Below are 15178 nucleotides of genomic sequence, written 5' to 3'. Positions count from 1 at the left end.
GGAACTCCTGCAACCCTTCATCCGCGTATGTGCGGCGGCTTATCCTCTGCAGGAGACATGCGCTCTTATTATTACATACTATATCATTTGGGCTACATTATGACAAACAAGCCCAATATACCTTTTAAATCTCATTTTCCTCAAGAAATTTGATATCAAAGTCACCCCGAACGAACGTTGGATGCTCCAGCAATTTCTGATGAAAAGGAATCGTTGTGGAGATGCCTTCAATCGCAAACTCAGCCAATGCACGCTTCATCTTCGCGATGGCCTCTTCCCGGTTTGCTCCCCATACGATCAATTTAGCGATCATGGAGTCGTAATAAGGAGAGATCGTGTAGCCCGGATAAGCTGCACTATCTACACGTACACCCGGTCCTCCTGGTGCAAGGTAGAAACCAATTTTGCCTGGTGACGGCATAAAGTTACGGTCTGGATCTTCTGCGTTGATACGGCACTCAATGGACCAGCCATTGATCACAACATCTTCCTGACGGAAAGAAAGCGGATTGCCTTCAGCTACCGAGATCATTTCGCGGATCAGATCCACTCCTGTAACCATTTCCGTTACAGGGTGTTCTACCTGAATACGTGTATTCATTTCCATGAAATAGAATTCACCGTTAGGGCTGAGCAAGAACTCAAGTGTACCTGCTCCCGAGTAATTCACGGCAAGCGCTGCCCGTACTGCGGCATCTCCCATCAATGTACGCACTTCTTCAGAGATGATAGGACAAGGTGCTTCTTCCACGAGCTTTTGACGTCGACGCTGAACGGAACAATCACGCTCGCCCAGATGCACTGCATTTCCATGTTTGTCTGCAATGATCTGAATCTCCACGTGCTTCATGCCTGTCAGGAATTTCTCCAGATATACTCCGGCATTGCCGAAAGCTTTCTGTGCTTCCTGCTGGGCAGCTGTAATTTGTTTGATCAACGTCTCTTCATCTTCAGCAATACGAATCCCTTTACCTCCACCACCAGCAGTAGCTTTGATAATGACAGGATATCCAATATCTCTAGCAATCATAATGGCTTCATTCATATTTTCAACCAAACCGTCGGATCCCGGAATTACAGGTACACCTGCATCCTTCATCGTTTGCTTGGCAACAGCCTTGTCACCCATTTTGGTAATGGCTTCCGGAGATGGGCCGATGAACGTAATATTGCAGGAACCACAGATTTCTGCAAAATCAGCGTTCTCTGCCAGGAATCCGTAGCCTGGGTGGATCGCATCACATTCCGTCAGTGTGGCTACACTCATCAGGTTTGTGAAGTTTAGATAACTGTCTTTCGAAAGTGTAGGCCCGATACAATACGCTTCATCTGCAAGACGTACATGCAGCGAGTCTTTATCCGCTTCCGAATAGACTGCTACCGTCGAAATGCCGATTTCACGACAGGCACGAATAATACGTACCGCAATTTCGCCACGGTTCGCAATCAGTATTTTTTGAAATTTCATTTCGTTATTGTCCTCCTTCGAAGCTCATGCAGTTGCCGTTAATGCGGCTATAACCGTTATTCCGGTTTCACCAGGAACAGGGGTTGTCCATACTCAACCAGCTGTCCGTTCTCAACCAGCACTTCAACGATTTCTCCCTTGATGTCAGCATCAAGCTCGTTCATCAGCTTCATCGCCTCAATGATACATACCGTTGTTTTCTCAACAACTTTATCACCAGCGCTTACAAAAGGACCTGCTTCCGGCGAGGAAGCTCTGTAAAAAGTACCCACCATCGGAGATACAATTTTATGTAAATGACTTGTAGTATCGACTTGCGGAGCAGCCTCAGCTACAACTGCAGCCGGTTGCACCTGTGGTGCAGCAATCATTTGCGGTTGAATAGCAGCTGCCTGAACATATTCGGTTTTACCCGGTTTGCGAATCGACAACCGTGATCCTTCGTTTTCAATTTCCAACTCTTGAACGGAACTTTCATCTACCAGTTTGATCAGCTCTTTGATCTCACTCAATTTAAACATTTCCATTATTCACTCCTTCGGCATCATGCCAGTCTCACTAGGACGGTCATATGGCTTTATGTATTATATCATAATCATTAAAAATGGAAAGAGCCCGAGATCTAATCCAGCTCTCGGGGCTACTTTTCCATATTTTAGATTACTGTTCTGTCACATATTGCACGCTGATTTTATTTTGGGATACAGCCAGTTCTTTCATAACCAGATCCACAATGGAAACCGCCTGTTTTACATCCAATTTGTCACTGAGAACAACGACTTTATACTTGTCGGATTCCTCTTGAACGATGGCATTGGCAAACTGCTGCGACAGGGTTTCTTCAATACCATTGATTTTGGCTTCTTTTTCTTCCAGCGTACGAAGCTGCTCTGTTGCTTTGGCATTTTCTTCTGGAGTTTTGCTCAGATCGCCTGCAACGGTCATGAGTTCTTCATACTTGCGATTGTTACTTTCCTCACGCTGCCACTGGTAGTTCTGGAACTGGCTGCTCGCGGACGCCGCCGTATTCTGCTCCTCCATCTCCTTGAGGACGTCCTCATCTGTTTTCGTCGCACTGCCTTCTGTTCCGGTATTTGTCTCAGGAGTGGTTGCTGCGCCTTTGTCTGTCCCTTTCTCGCTGCCTTTACCCGCTTCACCTTGTTTCTCTCCCGATTCCGCAGCTGGTGATTTCTCGGTGTCTCCAGCTTCTTTACCGTCTACAACCGCAGGATTATCAACAGATTCAGTTGCCGCTTGCTCTCCTTCAGTTCCTGTAACTTCGCCGCCATTCACCACTTCATTCACAACCAAACCTTCTGTTGGATCAAGGATTCCAGCCGTTTCCTTCGCTTCTCCCTGCTTCATACCATCCACCTGCGTGCTGTCAGCTACAGGCGTATTAACCGGACCGGAATCTTCAGTGAACAGGTAGTAGGCGGACAAAATGACCATCAGACTCAGCATGGATACGAGCCATACCGTTTGACGTTTGTTATTCATTAGAACTTCCTCCTCGAATTGGCTTCATTCTTATGACAATCAAATCTTGTGATTCATGGTTCGGACTAATCCTGCTTGCGCGGAACAACCGAAATTCGGTAGGCCGCAACATTCAGTCCTTTTTCCACAGCATCTGTAATCAGGTCCTTCACAACCTTGTTCTCTGCACCTCTGGCAACGACAAGCACGCCCCGGATCTGCGGTTTGAGCTTTTTCGTGACAATCGGTGTCTGATCCCCTGATATTTCATACGTAATAATCTCACCATCCCGGGTATATTGCGTCATATGTCGCTTGCCCCCGCTTGCATCCGTTTCTTCCGTGAGCTGCTGCGAATCCTTCACATTACGCTGTACAACAAGCTCCTCTGTAGAATCCACCGTAACCATCACATCAACAGTCCCCACTCCAACGATATTTTCCAGCACACCCTTGATCTTGTCCTCAAATGCGATCTCTATCGCCTGAAATGGATTCTGATCCGTCGGATCCGTCTGTATGGATGCCATGGATGTAGCCGGATCAGGAGGCTCGCGACCGATATTTTCGGAATCAATCTTTTTGACATTGACGAAAGAGTTGAACAGCATAATTCCGACTCCGATCAAACCAAGAATAATCAGCCAGCGAAAGGTTTGACTACGCCGTTGCCCACCTTCTCCTCCGCCGAACCAGCTTTCCATCTTTTTGAGCCATTGCCTCATCGGATACCCTCCTTCTTACAGCGCCGAAGCACTTTTCTTTTCTTTCACCTGTACTTTGTTTGCATCAATATCCCACTTCTCTGTCAACAGCGTAATAATTTGTACCGCTCGTTCAGATCGGGAGGACGTCTGTCCTTGCTGAGAGTTTGTCTCTCCCAACTCACCCGACACAGGTGTGGAGTCAGCTTCCTGTCCATTTTGCGGCTCGTCAGAGTTACCATTGCCCACGCTACTTTCACGATTGCTGCCACTTTCCACTTCGATCTGTACTTCCGGGACCTCAATCTGACCAATCTCGATTGGCTCCTTTACTGGAGGTGATTCAGTGGCTTCGGATTCCGGGTCAGAGCCGAATATCGGTTTTGTAGCTGCCCCCGCTTCCTGTTGAAATGTATTGGAGTTGACTTTCCCGGCTGCTGTCTCACCCGACATCTCCACCAAAACATACTGGATCACTGGAAGTTCCACCGAAGAGGCCAAATCCGTCTCCGGCTTGCTTGTATCCATGGCGAGCTTTACCTCGACAGACTGCACTCTCTCCCCGGTTGTTTCTTCAATTTGCCCTTTCATTACGTTAGCCAGTTCTTTGGCTGTCCATTGCAGCGATTGTTCCTGTTCATTGGATTGCAGCCGCTTGCCCTGAGCCAAAATCTGTTCAAGTGTTACATTTCCATCCGATGGCGAATCCATGGCGGTCATCGCTCGCTTAAGCTCGCCAACCGGATCACTTTTCAAGAGCTTCGTTATGGGCGATAACAGGGTCAGCAGGATAAGAAGGCTCAGCACAAGCTTGACATAGCGTTCCATGGATCGATTGGGCAACAGCATATCCACGAAAGTCGCCAGCAGAACGATCATGATCAATTCCCGGAGCCAGCTGCTCAGCCACCCCATCCTTCCAGCCCCTTTCTCTCGAGCATCCCCTCATCTCATCATGACGGTCAGATTGCCTGCGGTTAGCAAGATTGTGATTGCCAGAAAAAACATCAGTCCGACGGCTGCTAGTGCCGCAAATACGTAAATCATGCTTTTACCTATCGCCTGCAGACATCCTACAATCGGCGTATCCCCTAGCGGTTGCATGATCGCGCCAGTTATGTTGTAGATCAGGGCTAGCGTCAGAATTTTAATTGCAGGAAACGCGCATAAAAACAAGATGATGATGACACCCGTTAGTCCGATTGCATTTTTCACCAGCAGTGACGCTGTGATAACTGTGTCCGTTGCATCCGCAAACGTTCTGCCGACAATGGGGACAAAGTTGCCTGCGATGTACTTCGCTGCTTTCAGACTGACACCATCTGCCACGGAGCCCGATGCCCCCTGCACCGAAATTACGCCCAGGAACATCGTGAGCAGTATTCCGAGTAGAGCCACACTAATGTTCCGTAACAGGTCTGCCAGCTGTGTAAGCTTGTACTTGTCGGACAAGGAACTGACGAGATGTAATACGGCTGAGAAAAAGAGTAATGGAAACACCAGCATATGAATCAATGTACCAACCAGATGAATCATGAAAATGATAAGCGGATGGGTCACAGAAACGGTAATGACATTTCCCATTGAAGCCAGCAGTGTAAACAACAGGGGCACCATGGCCATCATAAAGTTGATCATGCTCGCTATGGCATCCTTGGCGTATCCAATCGCAACACTGAAGCTGTTTATGGCGATGATAATAATGACCATGTAACAGATGGAGTAAGCGATTTTGCTAATATTGTTTTTCTCAAAAGCGGTCTGTAACGTCTCCAAAATCATACTCAGCACACTCAGCATCACAATCGTGACCAGAAGTTTGCCGTTATATAAAATCTCATGCAGCATGAAGGTCCCAATCGCTATAAACACCGATTTCAGGCTGAACCCTTCATTGCCAGGCATTAACATATCCATAAAGGAAGGCGTTTTTCCTTCCGGGAAAAAACCACCGTATTGTTGCATGAGTTGGTCCCAATATTTTTCCACCTGATCTTTGGGAAGCTGATCAGCCTGCTGCTGCATCCACTCTCCCGAGGGAGAACCAGCGAATACCTGTCCCATGATTCCAAACAGAAAACACAGCGTCAGCACGAAGGTAAGGCGCCACTGCGGCTTGTGATGCATCATTTTCATATGAAGTCCGCACGCCTCCCTCTACACCGGCATCAGCTTCATGACGGTTTCGATAATAATGCTGATGATCGGTATCGCGAGTACAAGGATCAGCACCTTGCCAGCAAGTTCAATTTTGGAAGCAATGCTCTCCTGGCCTGCATCCCTGACAATCTGTGCTCCGAATTCAGCAATGTACGCTATGCCTATAATTTTCAGTACAGTTTTCAGATAAATGCTCTCCATGCCTGAATTCTCGGCAAGCCGTTTCAACACTTCGATCACCGCGCCAATCTTGCCAATCAGTAGCATGAAGATCACGATGCCTGTGGCAGCAGCAATCAGAAAAGCGAACATGGGCTTCTGTTCTTTGATAACTAGAATGAGAACCGTTGCGATGAGCGCCAGACCTACAACTTGGATAATTTCCACAGGTCACCACCATCCCGGCTTCATGACCGTTTTCATTGAAAAAGAAATATCGATTTGATCTCTTGCAGCAGGCTGTCCAGCATTCGGACCACCATGAACAATACAACGACAAATCCGATCACGGTCACCCAGTGAGCCATATCTTCCTTTCCCATTTGTTTCAGCACCGTATGAATCATTGCAATGATGATTCCGATGCCCGCAATTTGAAAGATTGCGTTCACTTCTAAATTCATGACCTTGGCACCTCACTATCCCGGCTATTTCAGAAGATCAGAATGACGATTAACGCTCCGACAAGCATCCCGAGACTGCGGCACATTCGTTCATATTTCATTTGATCGGCTTGGGCACGGGATTCCTCATGCATAAGTTGCTGAATGGCTAACGAGATGTGCTTGGTCTGATCCTGACGATCGCTGGTGCCAAGGCTGAAGCTCAATTGCAGCATGACTTCCCGCTCGTCCGCCTTCATGGCTGATCTTCCCCACGCTTCTTCTATACCAGACTGAAGACTCTCACGAGCAGTATGTCCATGAGGTGGTTCCATTTGCCTGGCTGCGTGGAGAAACAGCGTCCGAACAGGCTCTTTTGTCTGGGCTCCCATTTTTCCCATGGCATCAGGTAACGGGGTCAGCCCGTAGTTAATCTCTGTCATCAACCGCTGGAGAGCCGCGATTAACTCTCGCAGTTGTCTTGGCCTCAAGGCATACTGCCTTGCCTTGTAGAATCCGGCGAGGGTACTGGCCAGCAGAATGATGACTGCACCGAGCATGTTAACCAAAGGCCTCACCTCCCACTTCTGTCTGCTGGAGACCACGCATTTTGCCATCGGCCAATCGAAAGGTCATGCCCCGGCTCGTCCGTTGCAGCTGTACATAGCGTTGGAACATCTGCTCGACAATCAGGGTTCTCAGCGCAGGTCTGGAAGAAAGCTCAGCCAGATCACGACCATGCGCAGTAGCGATGACAGATACGCCTGCGTGAAGTGCTTCCATCACCGCCTCCGCATCTTCCGGTCGGCCTATCTCGTCCACGATCAGGACATCGGGAGACATGGAGCGAAGCATCATCATCATTCCCTCAGCCTTTGGACAACCGTCCATGACATCGGTGCGAGGTCCCACATCAAATCCAGGTACGCCCTTGTAACTTCCAGCGATTTCGGACCGCTCATCAACGATGCCAACCTTTAGACGTGGACGTATGCCCTGAACAAGTTCATTGACACCCGAAAGTTTGGTTCCACTACTAATCTGTCTTGCCAGATCCCTCAGTAATGTGGTCTTGCCTTGCTGCGGAGGTGAAAGAATTAAGGTGTGCATGACCTGTCCACTTTTCATGTCCAGCAGATAAGGCAGGATGCGATCAGCGACTCCGTGAATCTCTCTGGCTACCCTGACATTAAATCCATTAATGTCGCGCAAGTATTCGACGCGGCCTCCACTTAACACCGTCCGGCCAGCCAGTCCGATTCGATGCCCGCCAGGAATGGTGATGAACCCTTTACGCAGTTCCTCTTCCAATGTATAAAGCGAATGATTGCTGATCAGATCCAGCAGCCTGTGTGTTACCTCTTTTAAGGGAATATAGGCTTCATCAGGCTTCGAAGTCGGACTGCCCTGGGGTGTGAGGAAGTGATAGGTGTCTCCTGCATTGATTTCCAGCGGTCTTCCTTCACGGATACGTACTTCCTCCACTTTATCTAATAAAGCGGGCGGCATTCTTCCCAGAATGGTTCGAATCGGTTCCGGAAAGATATCCTTCCAGTTCACCATCATGAATAGGCCCCTCCAACCTTGAATTCGGTTTTGTTGCGTTCCTGGTGCTTGTTCATATCTCAAGTTTATGTGTGTACATTGATTTTATGACGCTGAAATCTATCATTTTCTTCAAAATAGGGATGAGAGTTAAAAATCATAGATCAGCCAACTGTTCCAGTTCTAGGCACCCGTCTATATCCAAGTGCATATAGTGCTTGCAGACAGGTGATATTCATTTCGGGATAAAAAAGGACAGAAACAACTATCCTCAAATATAGAAAGGAGTTGTAGGGAGTGCGAGTCGATGTGGTAGGCAATGTGAATGAAGTTCGAAGAATGGATATTGCAGGACGATGTGTGGTTGTAATCGATGTGTTGCGAACAACCAGTACGATTGTTACGGCACTGGCATACGATGCAGCAGACGTCATTGCTGTAGAAACTGTTCCTCAAGCGAAACAATTGAACATGAAGGATGCCATTCGTGGCGGGGAGCGTTTTGATAAAAAAATCACAGGATTCGAGGTGGGCAATTCCCCCTATGAATATATGACTCCGAATATTGCGGGTAAAACCATTATTCTGACAACAACAGATGGAACACGCGCCCTGATTAAGGCATCCAAGGCTAGACATGTGTTTGCAGGCTCATTCCTTAATGTGAAAGCTGTGGCGGCTGTTCTGTGCGAGCTGCGCCGGGATATCTTATTGTTATGCGCCGGGGATCAGGATGAGTTCGCGCTGGAAGATGGTTTATGTGCAGGCAGCATTATCGAGGAGCTATACCGACAATCCCCTTTCCCAATTATGCTGAACGATCTGGGCCTGGCGCTCCATCAGGCTGCCACTCATGCCGAGGACAAATTACCCGATCTGGTTAGAGTATCCGCTGGTGGCCGAAGGCTGGAGAGGTTAGGGAGGATGCATGACGTAACGTATTGTACCCAATTGAACTTGCTGGACTGCGTTCCGGAGATGGGTGAAGGGAACCGGATGCAACCATTCAGAGGAACGCGTAAGGAACCGCTGTTTAAATTGCTGTGAACAATCTAAAAAGGTGTACTGCGATCCCGAATGGGAATACACAGTACACCTTTGGTGTGTCTTAACAATTTCCGCTTTTTATCTGCGAACTTGCGGTCCGCCAATTACGGCCTGCTCAGCCGTATCCAAATCATATGCTGTATGCAGCGCCTTGATTACGTCATGAAGCTTCTCTCCATCAATTACACAAGATACCTTGATTTCGGAAGTGCTGACCATCTTAATGCTAACGCCTTCGCCCGAGATGACTTTGAACATCTTCGCAGCAACACCCGGATGGCTAACCATGCCTGCACCAACGATCGAGACTTTAACAAGGTTTTCTTCGGAAGTAACTTCACGGTAAGGCAGGCGGCTATGAAGTGCTTCAATGACACGCAGTGCGTTCTCCCGATCAGTCAGCGCAACAGAGAACGAGAAGTCTGCTTTACCGTCCATCACACCGCTCTGAACGATAATGTCAACATCCAGCTGTTCTGATGCAAGGGCACCAAATACTTCAGCGAGAACCCCCGGTACGTCTGGTACACCCAGAATACTGATGCGAGCCACATTTTTGTCATAGGCAATTCCACTAACTACCACGCCTTGTTCCATTGTTGCTTCCTCCTTCACAACCGTTCCTTCATTATGGTTAAAGCTGGATCTTACAATCAAAGGCACACCGGAATGCTTCGCGTATTCAACTGCACGCGGATGCAATACCGCTGCTCCCAGATTGGCTAGTTCCAGCATCTCGTCGTACGAAATTTCCTTAAGCTTGCGTGCAACCTTCACGATACGCGGATCGGTGGAATAGATCCCGTCTACATCCGTGTAAATCTCGCAAGCGTCAGCCTTGATGGCTGCTGCCAAGGCTACTGCCGTTGTATCAGATCCGCCGCGGCCAAGCGTCGTAATCTCGCCTTCTTCCGTCATTCCCTGGAAGCCAGCAACGATTACAATGTTGCCTTCTGCCAACGCCTGATTCACCCGTTCCGGATGAATATCGTTAATCCGCGCTTTGCCGTGTACCGCCTCTGTCCGGAATCCCGCTTGCCAGCCTGTAAATGAGATGGCTTTGCGTCCCAGCGCCTGAATCGCCATGGATAACAATGAAATCGAGATCTGTTCTCCCGTAGTCAAAAGCATATCCATCTCACGTGCAGGCAGTTCACTGTTCAGCTGTTTCGCCTGATCAATCAGATCATCCGTGGTATCCCCCATGGCCGAAACCACGACTACACACTGATGTCCTTCATCCGCTTTTTCTACAACACGTCCGGCTACACGCTTCATGCGCTCTGTGTCTCCGACCGAGCTGCCCCCAAATTTCATGACGTACAATGACAACGCAAATCCACTCCCTACCTTGTGCAGTATGCATAATTGATGTCCACCGTCATTATTCTCTCCGAAAAATGACTTTAACCCAGTATATTACGAAAGCGTCTGATAGGCTAATCTTTTTTCGAAAAAACCCTTTGCCATAGAAATGGCAAAGGGTTGAATTAACGCATTATTTAGCTTACACCATGTGAACGTTACGCACGGGAAGAGTATTTACCTTCACGAGTATCGATCAGCAGAACATCGCCTTCGTTGATGAACAATGGCACTTGTACATTCAAGCCTGTTTCAACTTTTGCGTTTTTAGTAGCACCTTGTGCTGTGTTACCTTTTACGCTTGGCTCTGTCTCGATAACTTTCAACTCAACGCTTGTAGGCAAGTCAATTCCGAGGATTTCACCTTGGTAGCTAACGATTTTTACGTTCATGTTTTCTTTGAGGAAGTTCAATTCCCATTCCAACTGATCGCTTGTCAGTGTGAACTGATCATATGTTTCGTTGTCCATGAAGGTGTGCTCTGTACCACTTGCATACAGGTAGGAAACGCCACGGTTTTCGATGATGGCACGGCCAATGGTTTCACCTGCACGGAATGTTTTCTCAACGGTGTTACCGTTGCGCAGGTTTTTCAGTTTGGAACGTACGAAGGCAGCGCCTTTACCTGGTTTAACATGTTGGAAATCAATTACAGTGAAAATGTCGTTGTCCACTTGTACGGTTAAGCCTGTTTTAAAATCGTTTACTGAAATCACAAAAAATCCCTCCTGATATGGTTGAAAAGTAGGTGATATAAGACGATGGGTTAATTTAAGTTTGAACAAGTCAAACTGTCATATTACACAGACCACTACGATGGCAGAACAACCTTCCGATCGCTGTTATCCCCAGATTTCTTTTAATCCCTATCCTAATAGGGAGAAATCCGGGATAAAGGCGAGCGCTTCGCTTCTTCAGGTTTTTTCTGCCCTCTTCGTTATTGTATAATTCCATGTTTACTTCATTCAAAAGCATAAATTAAAAATCGTCTTATATCACCGTTGGCTGTAATTTAGCCAATTACGGTGAACTTCTTGTCCGAATTCGTCAAAATGTGAATACCTGTCTCGGTAATCACCACGTCATCCTCGATACGCACGCCGCCAAGGCCGTCAATGTAGATACCCGGTTCAACGGTTACCACCATGCCCGGTTTCAATACATCGTCGCTAAGCTTGGACAAACGAGGAGCCTCATGGACTTCCATACCCAGACCGTGACCCGTGCTGTGTCCGAATTGCTCTCCGTATCCGTGCCCTGCAATGATATCACGTGCCAATGCATCTGCTTCCCGTCCGGTCATGCCCGGTTTCAGGTTCGCCAGCGTATGTAACTGGGCTTCCAGTACGATATCGTAAATTTTACGCAGTTCAGGTACAGGTGTGCCCGTTGCGATGGTACGTGTCAGATCTGAACAGTATCCATCCAAAAGCGCACCAAAGTCAAATGTAATTAACTCATTTTGTCCGATGACTTTGCCACTTGCTACACCGTGAGGCATAGCAGAACGTTCACCCGATGCCACAATGGTATCGAACGAAGAGGAAGTTGCTCCATGTTTGCGCATGAAAAACTCCATCTCCAAATCCACTTCACGTTCAGTCATACCCGGTTTTGCAAATTGCAAAACGTGACTGAATGTTGCATCTGCCAGATCCGCAGCTCTTTGCATTACAGCGATCTCATCTTCGTCCTTGAACATGCGAAGTTGCTCCACTATACCGGATACAGCTTTCAATTCAATAGACTGAAGTGCTTCAGCATAAGCAGTATGTGTGCCATAAGTGACATGATCCTGCTCAAAGCCAACCTGTTTGATATTCGCCGATGCAAGCAATTCACGTACGGATTCCAACGGTTTGGGTCCATGTTCCACAACGGTGAATCCTTTGGCTTGTTGCGGCGCCTGTGTCATGTAACGGAAATCGGTAAGCAAATAAGCTTCCTGTTCCGTAATCAGCACATATCCTGCTGAACCTGTAAAGCCCGTCATGTAACGACGGTTAATCGGATTTGTAATCAGCATAGCCGTGAGTTCATGTTCATGCATGGCCTCACGCAACTTATTTACTCGTTTGTTTTCCATCGGTAACCCTTCTTTCTCTCACATTCCCGGGTCCCCGGCTCAGGTTTGTTTGTTCAGATGACGCACAAGAGCCAGCAGCCCCAGTTCGTAGCTTACTTCGCCAAATCCGGCAATCTGTCCGATTGTTTCGGCAGCAATTACTGAATGATGTCTGAACGCTTCGCGTGCATGAATGTTGGATAGATGTACTTCTACTGTAGGAACTTTTACGGCATTGATGGCATCACGCACAGCATAGCTGTAATGGGTCAGCGCTCCGGCATTCAGCATGATTCCGTCTGCATCGCCCATCGCTGCATGAATTCGATCAATGATGTCCCCTTCGTGATTGGATTGATAAAAAGCGATGGAGACGCCCAGCTCCTCCGCCTGTCTGCGAATTTTATCCTCAATATCCTTCAGACTAAGCGTTCCATAGATGCCGGGTTCACGTACTCCGAGCATGTTCAGGTTCGGGCCATTGATTACAACAATCCGTTTCATAGCTGCTCCACCCTTTCTGCAAATAACCATCTGCTATTTTAACACAGCCATTGCCGGATTGAGAAGCTTTTTTGCGGCTATGCTCCCGCTTGCTCTGGCTCACGTTTCCGTTCATCGGTGAACTCCATGGCTACTGTGTAGCCAATAAACAGTCCCCACAGCAAAAAGAAACAAATTTCTGTAATGATTGAATCCCATGTTAAACGGTTTAAGGGCTTCACCATATCCAGTTTTGGACCTACTAGGACAAAGATAATGAGCCACCAAAAAATCCCGTAACCCATGCCTGGAAGCGGGCCTTCCCATTTTTTCAAAGTGAACGTGTAAATCAGGGAAGCGAGAACCGAAAAAACAATAAAAAACAGCCAGCCGGTCAAATGCCCTGCTGCAGTATAGATAAAATTATGTTTAAAAAACGGTTCAGCCAAAAATCCCAATGGCACAATCGTAAAATGAAGCAGATAGAACAGCCAATGCAAACCTCCCCAGATAAAACCTGCGAAAAAACCTAGCTCCACTGCAAAAGGGAACGGCTTGGTAAAATAATGTGCCTGGTCTTGTCGCTGGGTAGGACGTCTACCCCGGTCCTTCTGCTCTCCTTTGTCAGCACGCTGATTTTCCTTATGGGATGTGCGTTCACTCGTATGCTCTGTCATCGATATTCTCCTTCACGTTCAGTTTGCAAAACTGCGAATAAATCTCCATTTTCGTCCTAACTCTACCGGGTAGTATGTACAAATCAGGACAAAGTTAACAACATCGCCCTTAGATCGACTCGTAAACTAGAAATTGCTCTCAAAATTCGATACAATAGGGTTATTAAACTGCCTTCGACCATGAAGGTATAGAACAGAATAGGAAGGTGAATAATTTGCCTCAACAATCCAAGCCTGTCAGCTACGGGGGGCAAGCTGTCATTGAGGGCGTAATGTTCGGCGGTAAACATGTCAACGTTACAGCTGTGCGAAGAAAAGACGGCGAAATTACGTATCTGGAAGTTCCCAAGCAAGACAAGTCCTGGGTCATGAAATTGCGGCGGATTCCACTACTGCGCGGGATTGTCAGCATTATAGATTCGAGCGTCAAAGGAAGCAAACATCTCAATTATTCTGCTGACGCATACGCTGATGATGAACTGGAACCTGAAGAAAAAGCAAAGCAAAAAGAAAAAGAAGGCTCAGGTTGGAGCCTTAGCATGATTATCGGCGTCACCGCAGTAGCTATCCTTTCTTTCCTTTTTGGTAAAATTGTGCTTACATTGTTGCCGGTTGTTATTGAGAATTTTCTGTTCAAAAATGCATTCGACAATCAGTTTTTGCATAATTTACTGGAAGGCGGAATTAAGCTGATTCTGTTGCTTGCCTATCTGTGGCTGATCTCCCAGACACCGATGATTAAACGTCTGTTCCAATACCATGGTGCAGAACATAAAGTCATTAGTGCTCATGAAGCCGGAGAAGAGCTTACACCAGAGAATGTGCAGAAGTATAGCCGTCTGCATTATCGTTGCGGAAGCAGTTTTATTATGTTGACTGTCATTATCGGCATATTTTTGTACTCGCTCTTCACATACGATAACCTTTGGGAACGTATGGGTCAGCGGTTGCTGTTGTTGCCAGTAGTACTCGGTATTTCATTCGAATTGTTGAAGATGACCAACTCCGTACGTGACATCCCTGTACTTCGTTATCTCGGATATCCGGGGCTGTGGCTGCAATTGCTGACAACTAAAGAGCCAACGAATGAACAGGTAGAAGTATCCATCGCTTCGTTTAACCGTATGCGTGAATTGGATGCCAAACTCGCAAACGTATCGGCTACGTCGGAAGTTCCTGTTGCAACACTTGATCCTGTGAAAGGGTGAATGATATGAAGAAGCAGGCAATCATATTTTGGACGTTCATCGCACTCGCTGCTATTGGAATCTTGACTAGGCTGGGAAGTGGAGGTTTATCCCAAATTGTCATCCCCCTCGTCGTGTTCGGAGTTGTGTTCCTGCTCTATAAATATCCGCCCCGCCGTTGGGCACGCAAGACATCATCACCGAAGATTAAACCATCGGCTAAAACCATGGCTAAAGTTAATGCACGGTCTGGTGCCCGAAAAAGTAGCGGTTCTTCCAAAAAACGCAAGGATTATCCTTTCCAAGTGATTCAGGGTCAAAAGGGTAAAAGTGATGAAGACGTACCTAAGTATCACTAAAGCGCTGATATCGGCGAAACACACAGAAAAGCAATTC

General features: G+C 47.3%; 18 protein-coding genes. 3 read left to right on the top strand and 15 right to left on the bottom strand.

The features are described from left to right. Positions 1-124 precede the first annotated feature (124 nt). The 10 genes from accC to spoIIIAA form a co-directional block, all read right to left on the bottom strand. The gene (gene accC / locus CRO25_RS01330) at positions 125-1468 is read right to left on the bottom strand and encodes an acetyl-CoA carboxylase biotin carboxylase subunit (RefSeq protein WP_063565699.1); all 1344 of its coding nucleotides are present in this window, start codon (positions 1466-1468) and stop codon (positions 125-127) included. 56 nt (positions 1469-1524) lie between these two features. Then, entirely contained in the window at positions 1525-1989 is a 465-nt protein-coding gene (gene accB, locus CRO25_RS01325; RefSeq protein ID WP_063565765.1) for an acetyl-CoA carboxylase biotin carboxyl carrier protein, read from the bottom strand. 139 nt (positions 1990-2128) lie between these two features. Beyond that, the gene (locus CRO25_RS01320; protein WP_063565698.1) at positions 2129-2968 is read right to left on the bottom strand and encodes a SpoIIIAH-like family protein; all 840 of its coding nucleotides are present in this window, start codon (positions 2966-2968) and stop codon (positions 2129-2131) included. A gap of 65 nt (positions 2969-3033) precedes the next feature. After that, positions 3034-3672, bottom strand: coding sequence for a stage III sporulation protein AG (spoIIIAG, locus tag CRO25_RS01315; RefSeq protein ID WP_063565697.1), 639 nt, complete (start codon positions 3670-3672; stop codon positions 3034-3036). A 15-nt stretch (positions 3673-3687) separates the two neighbouring features. Then, a complete protein-coding gene (gene spoIIIAF / locus CRO25_RS01310) occupies positions 3688-4566 on the bottom strand; it encodes a stage III sporulation protein AF (protein WP_079694115.1) in 879 nt (292 codons plus the stop codon). Between the two features lie 30 nt (positions 4567-4596). Further along, positions 4597-5787, bottom strand: coding sequence for a stage III sporulation protein AE (gene spoIIIAE, locus CRO25_RS01305; protein WP_079694116.1), 1191 nt, complete (start codon positions 5785-5787; stop codon positions 4597-4599). Between the two features lie 21 nt (positions 5788-5808). Then, positions 5809-6198, bottom strand: coding sequence for a stage III sporulation protein AD (spoIIIAD, locus tag CRO25_RS01300; RefSeq protein WP_017687586.1), 390 nt, complete (start codon positions 6196-6198; stop codon positions 5809-5811). Between the two features lie 32 nt (positions 6199-6230). After that, a complete protein-coding gene (gene spoIIIAC, locus CRO25_RS01295; RefSeq protein ID WP_017687585.1) occupies positions 6231-6434 on the bottom strand; it encodes a stage III sporulation protein AC in 204 nt (67 codons plus the stop codon). Between the two features lie 29 nt (positions 6435-6463). Beyond that, a complete protein-coding gene (gene spoIIIAB / locus CRO25_RS01290; protein WP_063565694.1) occupies positions 6464-6982 on the bottom strand; it encodes a stage III sporulation protein SpoIIIAB in 519 nt (172 codons plus the stop codon). Beyond that, complete coding sequence (gene spoIIIAA / locus CRO25_RS01285) at positions 6975-7979, bottom strand: stage III sporulation protein AA (protein WP_079694117.1); 1005 nt, start codon at positions 7977-7979, stop codon at positions 6975-6977. The genes spoIIIAB and spoIIIAA overlap by 8 nt, the downstream gene beginning before the upstream one ends. 276 nt (positions 7980-8255) lie before the next feature. On the opposite strand from spoIIIAA, the gene CRO25_RS01280 reads away from it, so the two are divergent. After that, the gene (locus CRO25_RS01280) at positions 8256-9005 is read left to right on the top strand and encodes a 2-phosphosulfolactate phosphatase (protein WP_079694118.1); all 750 of its coding nucleotides are present in this window, start codon (positions 8256-8258) and stop codon (positions 9003-9005) included. Positions 9006-9083: 78 nt separating this feature from the next. Here the strand turns inward: CRO25_RS01280 and CRO25_RS01275 are convergent, their stop codons facing one another. The 5 genes from CRO25_RS01275 to CRO25_RS01255 all read right to left on the bottom strand — a co-directional run bounded on the left by CRO25_RS01275 (position 9084) and on the right by CRO25_RS01255 (position 13595). Further along, positions 9084-10337, bottom strand: a complete 1254-nt coding sequence (locus CRO25_RS01275; protein WP_063565691.1) for an aspartate kinase — start codon at positions 10335-10337, stop codon at positions 9084-9086. Between the two features lie 191 nt (positions 10338-10528). Next, the gene (efp, locus tag CRO25_RS01270; RefSeq protein ID WP_053784402.1) at positions 10529-11086 is read right to left on the bottom strand and encodes an elongation factor P; all 558 of its coding nucleotides are present in this window, start codon (positions 11084-11086) and stop codon (positions 10529-10531) included. 296 nt (positions 11087-11382) lie between these two features. Continuing rightward, positions 11383-12456, bottom strand: coding sequence for a Xaa-Pro peptidase family protein (locus tag CRO25_RS01265; protein WP_063565690.1), 1074 nt, complete (start codon positions 12454-12456; stop codon positions 11383-11385). Between the two features lie 39 nt (positions 12457-12495). Continuing rightward, the gene (gene aroQ, locus CRO25_RS01260; protein ID WP_063565689.1) at positions 12496-12939 is read right to left on the bottom strand and encodes a type II 3-dehydroquinate dehydratase; all 444 of its coding nucleotides are present in this window, start codon (positions 12937-12939) and stop codon (positions 12496-12498) included. Between the two features lie 77 nt (positions 12940-13016). Beyond that, positions 13017-13595 carry a YqhR family membrane protein gene (locus tag CRO25_RS01255; protein ID WP_063565688.1) on the bottom strand — a complete coding sequence of 193 codons (579 nt, stop codon included), beginning with the start codon at positions 13593-13595 and terminating at the stop codon, positions 13017-13019. A gap of 215 nt (positions 13596-13810) precedes the next feature. Here CRO25_RS01255 and CRO25_RS01250 point away from each other — a divergent pair, with 215 nt between their 5' ends. Further along, positions 13811-14803 (top strand): DUF1385 domain-containing protein, encoded by a 993-nt coding sequence (locus CRO25_RS01250; protein ID WP_063565687.1) that lies wholly within the window; start codon positions 13811-13813, stop codon positions 14801-14803. Between the two features lie 5 nt (positions 14804-14808). Then, positions 14809-15141 carry a hypothetical protein gene (locus CRO25_RS01245; protein ID WP_079694119.1) on the top strand — a complete coding sequence of 111 codons (333 nt, stop codon included), beginning with the start codon at positions 14809-14811 and terminating at the stop codon, positions 15139-15141. Positions 15142-15178 lie beyond the last annotated feature (37 nt).

The sequence above is a fragment of the Paenibacillus sp. RU5M genome, assembly GCF_900221055.1.
GTDB classification, from domain to species: Bacteria; Bacillota; Bacilli; order Paenibacillales; family Paenibacillaceae; genus Paenibacillus; species Paenibacillus marchantiae.
This window is presented reverse-complemented; position numbering and strand designations above follow the sequence as displayed.